Consider the following 12,162-nt stretch of genomic DNA (forward strand, 5'->3'; position numbering starts at 1 on the left):
CGGGCTGTGGCGCAATCAAAAATCAGGTTATTGCAGGCTTATTCAGACGTCCAGCTGACCTTGTCACCCGGCTTTATCCCGCGTTCAGCCGAGAGCCCGCCGCGCAGCTCAAGGACCGCAGTGACCGGTCCAGTCGATTCGACCGGGATGGTGGAGTATGGGATGGTGTTGGCCGCAATATTTTCGATCCGTCCATCTTCTCGGATGAAAATGATGTCGAGCGGGATTACAGTGTTTTTCATCCAGAAACTCGCCATGCGTTTTTCGCCAAAGGGAAAGACCATCCCGCGATCGTCCGCCAATTCGGTACGGAACATCAATCCTTTTGCCTGTTGCGGCGGTGTGCTTGCAATTTCGACGGTGAAGGCGTGTGTCTTGGCCTCGCTTATGATGCAAAGGCTTGTCTGCTCCAGCCCGGCTTCGCTTTGAGAAATTTTGGCGCCCGCGACACATGTGCCAGGCTTGACCGACGCTCCGCCGCTGGCCACGCCGCTGCAACTTGTCAGCAGCAAAGCGGTAGCCAAAGATGTGAGAAACCTGCTGGTCATGGCTGGGCTGTCTTTCCACATTGAATTTTAGCGGATCCTGGCTGCCGAATGAAGCAGGTCGCTTTGCCATCAACTTTGATAAGCCCAGAACCGCTGTTGCTGATATCCACCTGCTGCTGAGCCTGCAAATGTGACGTCGCATTGCCGGATTGCGACAGCTTTGCTTGTTGCATTGAAAGCAGCGGCGCGGTCAGGCTGCCGGTGCCATCGATGCTGAACTGGCCAGCGCGAACGCTGCCTCCATCAATAGTCACACTGCCTGTTCCCGCGAGATTGACGGCCAAGCGATCGGATTCGATTTTGCCGACAGAGATTGATCCAGGGCCAGAGAGTTTGATTGTGGTTGTCCCGCCGGCGTTGCGCATCTGGTTTATCGACAATGCCGCACTGCCGTTGACCGAGACCTTTGTCACACCGCGTCCGCCGAGCGTAATGACCAAAGGTTCGTTGGCAGGCTTGCGGCGGGCATTGCCTTCATAATCCTGAATGCGCACTCGAACGGTCAGGCCGTTACGATCGATTTTGACCGCTTCAATCAAATCTCGGTCGCCCTTTGCTTTGGCCGAGGGCGCCTTGCTGTTGTCGAGAACCACCCTGATATCGCCTTCGACCAGCAACTCGTCAAAGCTGCCAATCAGAAAAGTCTTTTCGGCTGCTTGAGTGGCGGTTGGAGTGACAATAATCAGCGAGCCTAGGGTCAACGCGACACGTTTTGACGAAAGCGGCATTGGTGATTGTCCTGACAAAACGGAATGGGAAGTCTTGGCCAGACTTATGACGCTTCCATGGAATCCGGTCAAACGGCTTTCATGAAGGAACAGGTTCGGTGAGCAAAGAAAAAGGGGCGCCACAATGGGCGCCCCTTTTTCAATAGACTTTAAGAACCGCCTTATTCAGCCTTTTCATACCATTGCGGTGCCGACTCTTTCAGCACATCAAGGATTTTCTTGAGCGCTGCAGGTTCGTCGGTCTTTTCCATGGCAGCCAGTTCGCGTGCAAGTCGGCTGGAAGCCGCTTCGAAAATCTGCCGTTCCGAATAGCTTTGCTCGGGTTGGTCTTCGGGACGGAAAAGATCGCGGGTCACCTCGGCAATTGAAACCAGATCGCCCGAATTGATCTTCGCTTCATATTCCTGCGCACGGCGCGACCACATAGTGCGCTTCACGCGGGGCTTACCTTTCAGCGTTTCCATTGCTTCCTTCAAAGTCTTGTCGGAAGACAATTTGCGCATGCCAACGCTTTCGGCCTTGTTGACTGGCACGCGCAACGTCATTTTTTCTTTTTCGAAACGCAAGACATAGAGTTCAAGTTGCATACCAGCGATTTCCTGGTTCTGCAGTTCGATCACACGGCCTACGCCATGCTTGGGATAGACGACATAGTCGCCAACATCGAACAAAACTGCGGTAGACGCCATAAATTCGGACCCTTTCTGAAATACGTCAAGCGCCGCCGGAAAATGCCAATTGGCATTGTTTCCCGATGTAGTTGGCTGGGCGCCTGCTGATGTGATCTTTCTAGTCTATTCGTCCTTGAAAGCGGTGCAATCCTGCTCTCATTTTTTTGGACCTTAACAGATTCGCAATAAAATTTCAATGTTGCATTGCATCATGCAACTGAGCGCTTATGCGGAGCCCAATTTTCTAACCGTTCCGCGATCTTCTGCGTCATGTGGCACTGCACTTGTTGCAACATCTGCAGCTTCGATCCAGCACAGATCAAGATGGCTCAACACCCGTCCATCGTGACCGTGAATGGAAACTGGCAGAATCGGCAAATGGTCACGTTCGTCGCACAAAACCGGATTGGAAGGGACGCCCGTCGCCCAACGCTCACCCCATTGACGCAAAGCAATCATGGTCGGCAGGAAATCCAGACCTTTTGTAGTCAGTCGATATTCCACCCGGCGCCGGTCATCCGGGCAAGGGGTGCGATGCAGAATACCTGCCTCGGTCAACCGGGTAAGGCGATTGGCAAGAATATTTCGGGCTATTCCGATTTCGGACAAGAATTCCTCAAAATGGCACACGCCGTTAAACGCTGCCCGCAATATCATGAATGACCAGCGCTCGCCGATGGATTCAAGTGCGGCTGGCAACCCGCAGCTTGCAATTTCGCTTAATGGCTCTCTCAACTTGCCCATGGACTTGTCCTACCGCGTCCGGAAAAAAAGACCAGACGAATATACATTTTCAGTTGCAACTTAAAACCTAAAACATTAGGTAGTGATTCGCAACTGGTTTTCCAGGGGCTGTCGGTAGAGGTGGTACCCACATAAATGGGAACGACTTCCGGCAAAACAAGGTCCAGTGAAAAGGATTATACAATGACCCTCTCCTCCACTTCTGCCCGTATGGGCGCGCTTGCTGGTGCCATTGCCACCAGCGCTGTTCTCCTCTTTGCCGCACCGCAGGCCCACGCAGCTTCGAGCCGTTATTATTCGGTCGAACTGTCGCAGCCGGTTGAAGCCAAAAAGGCTGTCGTTCGCGGTGTTGTGTTCCAGTGCGAAGGCACCACCTGCCGCGCGCCGCTGACAAGCTCGGCTCCGCGCAATGTGTGCGCTAGCGTTGCCAAGGAATTTGGCGAAGTCACCAGCTTCAGCGCAGGTGACCGCGTTCTGGAAGCCGGCGATATCGCAACTTGCAACCAGAAAAAGAAGGTTATCCTCGCAAAGGATTGATCAACAGTTTTGAGAGCAGTTCGGCCGCTCTCACACACCGTGAATGACGCGACTGGCCACCCCATCGCATCATTCTGAGGCCGAAACAAACTGCGCCGGATCGCGTCTGCTGCCTCCTCTCCCCCTTGTGCAGCACACGGGACCGGCGCTTTTTATTGCCTAAATTGCCCTAATCGGAATTTTCCTGTTGCAACGCAGCAGGAAAGGCACATTTTGAAGCATAATGATGCGGCAATATGAATTGGTTGAACGGGTTCGCGCCTATGACCCGGACGTCGATGAAGATCGGCTCAACCGTGCATATGTGTTCACCGTCCAGATGCACGGCACGCAAAAGCGCGCTAGCGGTGATCCCTATTTCAGTCACCCGGTTGAAGTCGCTGGCCTGATGACCGAGCTGAAGATGGACGAAGACACCATCATCACCGCTCTGCTGCACGATACGGTCGAAGATACGCTGACTACAATCGAAGACATTGAAAACAAATTTGGCCCTGAAGTTGCCCGTCTCGTCGATGGTGTGACCAAATTGTCGAAGATTGAGGCGCAGACCGAGGATGAGCGCGCCGCCGAAAATCTGCGCAAATTTCTGCTTGCCATATCCGATGACATCCGGGTTCTTTTGGTCAAGCTGGCGGACCGTCTGCATAATATGCGTACGCTGCATTTCATCCGCAGCCCCGACAAGCGTCGTCGTATCGCCAGGGAAACAATGGATATCTATGCCCCGCTGGCGGAGCGGATCGGCATGTATGAATTCATGCACGAAATGCAGTTGCTCGCATTCGAGCAGCTGGAGCCTGATGCGTACAAGACAATAACTACCCGGCTCGCGCAAATCCGGGAAAATGGCGATAAACTGATCGAGGAAATCAGCCAGTCAATTGCCAGCACAATGGAACGTGCCGGTATCAAGGCCAAGGTTTCAGGCCGCGAAAAGCATCCTTATTCAATCTGGAAAAAGATGCAGGAACGGCATGTCGCGTTCGAGCAACTCAGTGATATCAATGCCTTTCGGGTCATCGTCGACGACTCTGAAAGCTGTTATCGGGCTCTTGGCGCGCTTCACCGCCGGTGGCAGATGGTCCCGGGACGTTTCAAAGACTTCATTTCGACCCCCAAGCGCAACGGATATCGTTCGATCCATACTACGGTGATGTTTGCGCAGAATATGCGGGTAGAGGTGCAGATCCGCAGTCAGGAGATGCACCGCGCGGCGGAATATGGTCTCGCGGCACATTGGGCGTATAAACAGGATGACGCGCCCGACGGGCAGGCAGGGTGGCTCCGCGACTTGATCGAAATCCTCGAAACCAGTCATGATCCCGAAGAGCTGCTCGAAAACACCCGCATGGCGATGTATCAGGACCGGATATTCGCGTTTACGCCGAAGGGAGCGTTGCATCAGCTTCCCAAAGGCTCGACGCCAGTTGATTTTGCCTATGCTGTGCACACCGATCTGGGCGATCGTGCGGTCGGGGCGAAGGTCAACGGGCGGCATGTGCCGTTACGGACGCTGCTCAACAATGGCGACATGGTCGAAATTCTAACAAGCAAGGCACATCAACCGGAACCGAGCTGGCTGAACTATGTCGCCACCGGAAAGGCTCGCGCAGCGATACGCCGTCACGTACGTTTGCGAGAGCGCGAAGAATTGATGCAGATTGGTCGGCAGCTATTCGAAGATATTTGTTCGCGCTTGCCCGGAAAAATTGGGGCAAAAGCGATCAAGGCTGCGCTCGTGCGTCTGCAAATCGAGAATGAAGACGAACTGATGCTCGCAATGGGCAGCGGTAAGTTGGCCGACCGCAAAGTTATGGAAGCGCTCGTTCCCGGATTTGGAGGCGACGCTGCGGAAATCGAATGGCCCTCGCAGGAACGTGCGATATCAATCCGTGGGCTGACCCCCGGTGTTGCGTTCCAGCTTGGCGAATGTTGCCATCCCGTGCCGGGGGACCGGATTGTCGGATTGCGTCATCCGGGGCAACCGGTAGAAGTACACACCATCCACTGCGAACGGTTGGTTGGCGGCGAGGATGCCGATTGGGTGGACCTCAGTTGGGGACAGGGCAGCGATGGCGGCTCGGCGCGTTTGCGCGTCATCATCCACAACCGCCCCGGAATGCTGGCCGAAATGGCAGGGATATTTGGCTTCCACAAAGCCAATATCATCAACTTGCGGATGACGTCGCGCGACGCCAGCTTCCACACCTTTGAGGTTGACCTTGAGGTGCATGATTTGCAGCATTTGATGCGAATCTTGTCCGCGCTCCGTGCGTCAGAGGCGGTGGCGCAGGCCGACCGCCTCTTTGGCTGACGCCTTAGCCTTCGACGGTGACGACACCGCGGCGCAAGATATAGCCTTTCTCGATCATCTCCTTGCGATAATCGGATCGGGCATCTCGCAGTTCGCGATTATATTCGGCCCAGGCCTCACGTTTGTCCTGCCGTGACTTTGCCCGGCGCAGATCCTTTCGCAACTCGCTTTCCGCTTCTTCGACATCGGACCTATAGTCGTACCAATAATTGTTGCGGACGCCAGCAATCGGCGCATCGAGAATATCTGCATGGTTGCTGTGACCCGGATGCGCCGAAGCGCTTCTTGTAGCGAGAAATGCAGCGGCAATGGCTACTGATGCCAAGAGAAAGCCCAATCCAATCTTGCGAATCGAACTGTGCGGTTCATCAAGTTTTAACGGCTCTCTTAACCTCGGGCGTGGTTTGTTGTGCCCGGCACGGAACATGGTCATGTGCGACTCCATCAGCCCCCATGTTGCGACTCCCTAATTCCCCTTTGCCGACTAATGCCGGCACTTGCTGTCGCCAAAATGAACGGTCCATGCAGCTAAGGGGTAAGGGGAGTGCAGGGCGGGACGAACCGATTAGGGTAGCGACACCCACTTGCAAGCGCTGGTATCCTCCTGTTCGGATTTCTTTCCAGCGGACATCAGGCGGAAGACATAGGGAAGGTGCGTTGCACTGCGTCCTGGAACGTTATCGCGCTGGCCATTTATAGTTGCGACGAAATCCTTACATGCCGCTGCGCTGCGCAGAAAATCGCTATGGCCGCTTTGCCCCCGACTGACATCGCTGGTGTCGACGATCGTAAAGCCACTTTTGGACGGCTCCTCCGTATACCGGCCTTTGGCGGCATAGCAGCGTTCCGGCAGGCCTTTTGCTTTCAAGTCCGCAGCTTCAAAGGGATCGAAGCAATAGGGCGAGCCAAGCCGCGGATATCCATGCAACGAACGCGACAGCGCCAGCGCTTTATCCTTGATCGACGCATAGACGGTAATTCTGCGGTCGTTGTTCACCCTACGCGCAGAGAGAACCTCTTCAATGATATCGCGTTCAAAATCCTGTCGGTCGACATCCGGCGCAGCAAGGATGATGTTTGAAATATTGCTCGAATCTGCATTTGACGAGTTGCTGTCGACATATTCAACTGCAGGTATGACAAGCCTTGCGCCAAGCGAGTGCGACACGATTACAATTTCTTTCACCCAATCCTGGGTTGCCAGTTTCTGAAGGAAATGGCGGAAGTTGCGTTCGTCCCAATACATATTGGTTTCATCGACAGCATAGCTGAGAAGACGCCCCTGCGATGGCCAGCTATATTGAATGACTGGACCATCGAAATTGGTCAGCGCCGCAATTTGTGCGGTGTCTTTGCTGCTTGAATCGACCGTTTCACGATATCCATGGACGTATAGGAGCACGCGTCCCTGACGAAGATTGGCTGCGTCGCGCAATCCGGACCACCATTCTTGCTCCGGTTGGAATGCGGTAGGCACGATAGTGCGCGCTTTGCCCTTTGCTGGCTTAAGCTTCACCGGAGGCGCAAATCGGCCAAACCTTACCTTGTCCGACCTGTGGTTTGTCAGCTTGATTGCGCCAGCCCGGCAATCGGGGAGGCGGCTAGTGACGATGAAATAGTCTTTACCGTCTGTCGTTGCTGGCGTGGTCTGCACCGGATTGCAGTCCGGGTGCGAGGCAAGTTCGCTATGCCGGATACCGCCATATTCGACCGCCGCTCCGCACGCTCCCAGCAATAAAAGCAGCGGCAGCGTGATGAAAAGGCGTATCATGTCTTGCTGGCGACGCTTTCCGGCAGGTCTTTTCCGAAAACCCGCTGGTAATATTCGGCCACCAGAGCCCGTTCCGCATCGTCGCACTTGTTGAGGAACGACAAGCGGAAGGCAAAGCCGACATCCTTGAAGATCGCTGCATTCTGCGCCCAAGTGATCACCGTACGCGGGCTCATCACGGTCGAGATATCGCCGTTGATAAATCCCTGGCGAGTCAGATCGGCGACCTTGACCATATTGGCAATCTGCGCGGCATCTCCCCCTGCCTTTGCGAGAACGATTTCGCTCTCGACCTGTGCAGGCAGATAGTTAAGTCCAACGACGATGTTCCACCGGTCCATCTGGCCCTGGTTGATCTGCTGCGTGCCGTGATACAGCCCGCTGGTATCGCCAAGTCCGACCGTGTTGGCGGTGGCGAACAGGCGGAACCAGGGATTGGGACGAATGACGCGGTTCTGGTCGAGCAGCGTCAGTTTGCCCTCGGTTTCGAGCACGCGCTGGATCACGAACATCACGTCCGGTCGGCCAGCGTCATATTCGTCAAAAACGAGAGCGGTCGGCGTCTGTAGCGCCCATGGCAACAGGCCTTCACGGAACTCGGTCACCTGCACCCCGTCGCGCAGCACGATAGCGTCGCGCCCGATAAGGTCGATACGGCTAATATGTGCGTCCAGATTGATGCGGATGCATGGCCATTTAAGGCGCGCCGCGACCTGCTCGATATGGGTCGATTTGCCAGTTCCGTGATAGCCCTGCACCATTACGCGGCGGTTGAACGCGAAACCTGCAAGAATCGCGAGAGTGGTATCGGGGTCGAACACATAGGCTGGATCAAGATCGGGCACGCGCTCGTCGGCCTCGCTGAAGGCAGGGCAGTCCATGTCGACATCAATGCCAAACATCTCGCGCACATTCACCTTGGTGTCGGGTGCCTCAAGTATTGTGGTTGCCCTGCTGTCGGGCTGAATGTTCGGTATGTCGGTCATGGTCTTGCTCGTCAGATGAAGGCTGGCGCGGTTTTGAGGTGCGTATAAGCGGCAATCACGTCTTGCAAAGCCTTTTCGTGGGTCCGGTCGCCACCATTTTTATCGGGATGATATTTGCGCACTAGCTGAGAATAGGCGCTGCGCACCGCATTGCGGTCCGCATCTTGGCCAAGCCCTAGCGTCTTTAAGGCGCTGCGGTCCTCGCCCGACAAGAATTTACCGTCGCTTCGCGGTTGCGGAGCAACAGATTCCATCCGCTTTCTGAAGCGAGTGGAAATGGCGTCGAGCGGGTCATTGAAGTCGGCCCAGCGCGGCGGCGAATCAGCGCCGCCATTTGCCTTGAACGCGCGCGTTTCGCTGGGCCAGACATTTAACGGGCTTTGCGCCGCCGCGATCTCTTCAGCTGTCAGCCCCTCGAACCAGTCATAGCCTGCATTGAACTCCCGCACATGATCGAGGCAGAAATAGAGATAGTCGCCCGGGCCATTCGGTCCTGGCGGTCGGCCATAAGGGTTAGGTGCGCGAAATTCGCCCGGATGCTGGCAACGTGGATGCTGGCACACGCGCAGCGACCCGCGCATACGGCCATGGAATCTGTCTGGGTTGCGTGGTGCGGACATGCTTTCCCCTTGGCCAAAGACCCGCGATATGGGAAGAGGGAAGCCATGACAAAAGGGCCCATCCAAACAGAAATGGAGGCACTGCTAATGGCAGCCTTCGCTCCCACCCATCTCGCAGTCGTCAACGATAGCGGCAAACATCGCGGCCATAGCGGAGACGATGGCTCAGGAGAAAGTCACTTCATTGTCGAGATCGAAAGTGCGGCCTTTGCTGGAGTAAACCGTGTGATGCGCCAGCGAATGGTGAACAAGGCGCTGGGCGATTTGCCGGGCGAACGAGTGCATGCACTTGCGATCAAGGCTCGCGCCCCGGGAGAATGAATATGCTCTTAGTCAAACCGACTTCGCACGATCTGGGCATGTTCAAAGTACGCAGGACGCTGCCCAGCAAAGCGCGGATCATGGTAGGACCATTCATATTTGTAGACCAATTTGGTCCGGCGCATTTCGAAATCGGGCAGGGGATGGATGTCCGCCCGCATCCGCACATCAATTTAGCGACAGTAACCTATCTGTTTGAGGGAGCGATTGATCATCGTGATAGTCTGGGCACTTATGCGACGATCAGGCCCGGCGCTTTGAACCTGATGACCGCGGGCAGCGGTATTGTGCATTCGGAACGCACACCTGCTGCTGAGCGTGTCAGCGGATCGCCGATATCAGGCATGCAGACATGGCTTGCGCTTCCAGATGGCATGGAAGAAATCGACCCTGCCTTTGAACATGTCGCGGCGGAGCAGTTACCCCAAATCGAAGGTGAAGGCGCAACGGCGCGGATCATCATGGGCAGCCTGTGGGGTGTCACGGCACCGACGACGCAGCATGCCGAAACCATTTATGCCGACATAGCCCTGAATGCCGGGGCATCCATATTGATAGACGCACAGGCGGACGAGCGTGCAATCCTTGTTGCAATGGGTGAGGCCAGCCTTGATGGGCAGCAACTGGAAACGCACAGCCTCTATATCCTGCAGCCGGGTGTGCCGATGACTTTGCGCGCCCGAAGCAAGGCGCGTGTCATGCTGCTTGGTGGGGAAGCGTTCAAAACGCCGCGCCATGTCTGGTGGAATTTTGTCAGTTCTTCGCGCGACCGGATCAATCAGGCGAAAGATGATTGGAAAGCAGGCCGCTTTCCTAAAGTGTCTGGCGATGAAGTAGAGTGGATTCCAATTCCGGAAATACCGCTGACACGCAGCGAGATTTGACAAATTTATACAATACGCTTTTCTTTTTCCTGCTAATACAATTCTTTGTAGGTCGGGGCTGCGGAGAGTATTGTGCTAAAATCGTCTCTAAGGCGTGTATATCTTTCGACAGGTGTTGAACTGGACTGCTGTGTAATCGGTGACCCTTCAAATCCGGCAATCATTTTCCTGCATGGTTTTCCGGAATCGCACCGTACCTGGCGGCATCAATTACTTGCGTTGTCCGAAAACTATTACTGTATCGCACCTGATCAGCGTGGCTATCGCGGATCGTCCAAACCAATAAATATCAGCGCTTACACGGCGGACAAATTGACCGCCGATATTTTCGCTTTGGCGGATGCACTGAATGTAGAAGATTTCACAATTGCAGGCCACGACTGGGGTGGTGCGATTGCTTGGAGTGTCGCGCTCAATGGTCAGCCCGGCGGGTTGAATGTGCAATGGGCTGGACGCGTGACGCGTGCGATGATCGCCAATGCGCCACACCCCGCGGTTTACCAAAGGCTGTTGGTCAGCGATCCTGTCCAAAGGGCGTCAGCGCAATACGTCCGCCTTTTTCGTGATCCGGCAAGCGACGCAGTTATTGCAAATGGTGGTTTGTTGGCTTTGCTTGAAAAAGTGTGGGGCTGGCAGAAACCCGAGGCCATGGATGCCTATGAATATGAAGAGCTGCTGGCGGGCTGGGAAGATCGCGCAGCCGCAACCGCGATGCTCAACTGGTATCGCGCGTCTATCATCTCGGTTCCAGCTATTGGGGAAGTTGTGGAAGTGCCCGCATGGGCTGCGGTGGGCGTCCCGAAACTGATGATCCCGACGCTGCTGGTCTGGGCGATGGAAGACAAGGCGCTCGTACCCTCGAATATTGATGGCATAAAAGAACTGGTGCCTGATATCCGCATTGAACGCATCGCTGATTGCGGACATTTTGTGACGTGGGAAAAGCCCGAAACCGTGATTGCGGCTATGCAGACTTTTCTCGCCCAAACCAATTAATCGATGCCCCATGCGGATGGCAGGCGGCCAGGTGTAGTGATCCGCCTGACGGCCACAGCCGCAGCCGCAATTGCATAGGTGAAATGGTCGACGGATCGGGTTCGAACGACAGCCAGCCAAGCGGATAATCAGGGGCTGCAGTCTTGCCAGCCTTTAATATTGCCGTTTCGATCCGTTTTTGCGTGTCCACGGGTAGATACTGCCAAAACACACTGTGCATCACGATGCGTGCGGTGCCTTTAGCTTGCGGTTCAGCCAATTTATGTTCGATCCAGTCGGCGGCATCGCCTGCTGCGACCGCTGGAGGAAAAGCGCGTGCGATTTCAATTGCTGCCTCCAGGCGCGCCAGCCGGTCGTGCTGGTCTGGCCAACAAAAGGCGAGCAACCGCGCCGCAATAGCTTCGTCCCGCACGTCTAGCGGATTCTGGTCGACACCGTTGCGTGCGATGATCTGCGGCCATTGGCCTTCGGGGGCATTGCCGGTCCAGTCGGGCATGATGTGTACTGCCGCATCAATAGGTCCCGCCTCCAGCCCGCCCAGATTATAGCAGAAGCGGTCGAGGTTGAGATTAAGTCCAGCGCTAGAGCCAAGTTCTAGCAGTTCGACCGACTTATCGAGTCGCTGTGCCGCGACCATCAACCCGGCCATCAACGCGGCGCTTCGTCCGACTTCGTTCGTTTGCGGGGGGCTGTCGAGCCATGGGTAAAGCCAGTCATCCCATTCGATCAGAACACGCGGGAGAATCGTTGCAAAATCACCGGTTCCAGTTCGATATAAAGCTGTAAGATCTGCGTCCTGCTCAGAGCGTGCCACGGCATGCAATCCCCCGGCAATCCGCAGTTTCAGCGCGTCTGCCATCGGATCGCCGGGCCAGTCCAATATCCGTGCGCCGGTGCGGGTGCTGTGATTGAGAGTATATGCTAGCGTCTCAAGTATCGCTGCCGTCAGCGGCGAGTTCATTGCGCGGCATCCGGACGCTTGCTGATGAAAGGCATTTCGTATCGCTTCGGACATGCACTACTCCTTGCCCTTGCTGCA

Annotated in this window: 14 protein-coding genes; 5 read left to right on the top strand and 9 right to left on the bottom strand. The window is 55.4% G+C overall.

The genetic code is table 11. The annotated features are described in order from the left end of the window. Positions 1–38: 38 nt before the first annotated feature. The 4 genes from DXH95_RS02675 to DXH95_RS02690 all read right to left on the bottom strand — a co-directional run bounded on the left by DXH95_RS02675 (position 39) and on the right by DXH95_RS02690 (position 2,691). Positions 39–548, bottom strand: a complete 510-nt coding sequence (locus DXH95_RS02675; protein ID WP_115547907.1) for a DUF192 domain-containing protein — start codon at positions 546–548, stop codon at positions 39–41. Continuing rightward, complete coding sequence (locus DXH95_RS02680) at positions 545–1,276, bottom strand: GIN domain-containing protein (RefSeq protein WP_115547908.1); 732 nt, start codon at positions 1,274–1,276, stop codon at positions 545–547. Before DXH95_RS02680 ends, DXH95_RS02675 begins: the two co-directional genes overlap by 4 nt. A 161-nt stretch (positions 1,277–1,437) precedes the next feature. Beyond that, positions 1,438–1,965 (bottom strand): CarD family transcriptional regulator, encoded by a 528-nt coding sequence (locus DXH95_RS02685; RefSeq protein WP_115547909.1) that lies wholly within the window; start codon positions 1,963–1,965, stop codon positions 1,438–1,440. A gap of 207 nt (positions 1,966–2,172) precedes the next feature. Further along, positions 2,173–2,691: a winged helix-turn-helix transcriptional regulator gene (locus tag DXH95_RS02690; RefSeq protein ID WP_115547910.1), complete on the bottom strand. Its 519-nt coding sequence runs from the start codon at positions 2,689–2,691 to the stop codon at positions 2,173–2,175. Positions 2,692–2,874: 183 nt separating this feature from the next. On the opposite strand from DXH95_RS02690, the gene DXH95_RS02695 reads away from it, so the two are divergent. After that, on the top strand, positions 2,875–3,228 hold the full coding sequence (locus DXH95_RS02695) for a CC_3452 family protein (RefSeq protein ID WP_147291672.1): 354 nt from the start codon (positions 2,875–2,877) through the stop codon (positions 3,226–3,228). A gap of 223 nt (positions 3,229–3,451) precedes the next feature. Next, complete coding sequence (locus DXH95_RS02700; RefSeq protein WP_115547912.1) at positions 3,452–5,545, top strand: RelA/SpoT family protein; 2,094 nt, start codon at positions 3,452–3,454, stop codon at positions 5,543–5,545. A 4-nt stretch (positions 5,546–5,549) separates the two neighbouring features. On the opposite strand, the gene DXH95_RS02705 is transcribed toward DXH95_RS02700, so the two are convergent. The 4 genes from DXH95_RS02705 to DXH95_RS02720 form a co-directional block, all read right to left on the bottom strand. Continuing rightward, a complete protein-coding gene (locus DXH95_RS02705) occupies positions 5,550–5,978 on the bottom strand; it encodes a hypothetical protein (protein WP_239016519.1) in 429 nt (142 codons plus the stop codon). A 132-nt stretch (positions 5,979–6,110) separates the two neighbouring features. Then, positions 6,111–7,316 carry an alpha/beta hydrolase gene (locus DXH95_RS02710; protein ID WP_115547913.1) on the bottom strand — a complete coding sequence of 402 codons (1,206 nt, stop codon included), beginning with the start codon at positions 7,314–7,316 and terminating at the stop codon, positions 6,111–6,113. Then, positions 7,313–8,302: a cobaltochelatase subunit CobS gene (gene cobS / locus DXH95_RS02715; protein ID WP_115547914.1), complete on the bottom strand. Its 990-nt coding sequence runs from the start codon at positions 8,300–8,302 to the stop codon at positions 7,313–7,315. Before cobS ends, DXH95_RS02710 begins: the two co-directional genes overlap by 4 nt. Before the next feature lie 11 nt (positions 8,303–8,313). Then, positions 8,314–8,922, bottom strand: a complete 609-nt coding sequence (locus DXH95_RS02720; protein ID WP_239016520.1) for a DnaJ domain-containing protein — start codon at positions 8,920–8,922, stop codon at positions 8,314–8,316. Between the two features lie 45 nt (positions 8,923–8,967). On the opposite strand from DXH95_RS02720, the gene DXH95_RS02725 reads away from it, so the two are divergent. From DXH95_RS02725 to DXH95_RS02735, 3 genes are all read left to right on the top strand, one after another. Then, positions 8,968–9,243, top strand: a complete 276-nt coding sequence (locus DXH95_RS02725) for a BolA family protein (RefSeq protein ID WP_115547915.1) — start codon at positions 8,968–8,970, stop codon at positions 9,241–9,243. Beyond that, positions 9,240–10,127, top strand: coding sequence for a pirin family protein (locus DXH95_RS02730; protein WP_115547916.1), 888 nt, complete (start codon positions 9,240–9,242; stop codon positions 10,125–10,127). Before DXH95_RS02725 ends, DXH95_RS02730 begins: the two co-directional genes overlap by 4 nt. 72 nt (positions 10,128–10,199) lie before the next feature. Then, positions 10,200–11,123 (top strand): alpha/beta fold hydrolase, encoded by a 924-nt coding sequence (locus DXH95_RS02735; RefSeq protein ID WP_115547917.1) that lies wholly within the window; start codon positions 10,200–10,202, stop codon positions 11,121–11,123. Here DXH95_RS02735 and DXH95_RS02740 read toward each other — a convergent pair. Beyond that, a complete protein-coding gene (locus DXH95_RS02740) occupies positions 11,092–12,138 on the bottom strand; it encodes a DUF2332 domain-containing protein (protein ID WP_115547918.1) in 1,047 nt (348 codons plus the stop codon). The genes DXH95_RS02735 and DXH95_RS02740 overlap by 32 nt on opposite strands. Positions 12,139–12,162: the final 24 nt, after the last annotated feature.

This window comes from Sphingorhabdus pulchriflava, assembly GCF_003367235.1.
Lineage (GTDB): Bacteria > Pseudomonadota > Alphaproteobacteria > Sphingomonadales > Sphingomonadaceae > Sphingorhabdus_B > Sphingorhabdus_B pulchriflava.